General features: G+C 74.8%; 1 pseudogene. It reads left to right on the top strand.

Annotated elements, in window-relative coordinates:
• A pseudogene (locus tag LI94_RS24190) lies at positions 1-436 on the top strand (hypothetical protein); the annotation flags it as partial.

The raw sequence follows: 436 nt of genomic DNA, 5'->3' as shown, positions 1-436 counted from the left end.
GTAAGGGCTTCGACGGTGCCGACGCGACCGCACCCGGCGGCAACGGTGGTGCGGGTAGCAACGGTGGCGATGGTGGCGCCGGTGGTGCGGCCGGTGCGGGTGGTGCCGGCGGCACGGCGGCCAATGGTGCCGCCGGTGCCAACGGCAACGGCGGCGAAGGCGGCGAGGGCGGTGACGCCGGAGCGGCCGGTAACGGTGGCGACGGCGCCGATGGCAACGCTTCGAACCCCAACGGCGGTCAGGGTGGCCAGGGTGGTGACACCGGCACGGTCGGTGCCGGTGGAGCCGGCGGTAAGGCCGGCAGCGGCGGTGCATCCGGAACCGGCAACGCCGGAGCCAATGGCGCCGACGGCGACGCCCCGATCAGCGGTCACGGTGGTAACGGTGGTGCTGGTTACGACGCGGCCGGTGATCCCGGCGCTGCGCCGGGTACGGC

The organism is Mycobacterium sp. UM_Kg27 (assembly GCF_000972905.1).
In the GTDB taxonomy this organism is placed as follows: Bacteria; Actinomycetota; Actinomycetes; order Mycobacteriales; family Mycobacteriaceae; genus Mycobacterium.
This window is presented reverse-complemented; position numbering and strand designations above follow the sequence as displayed.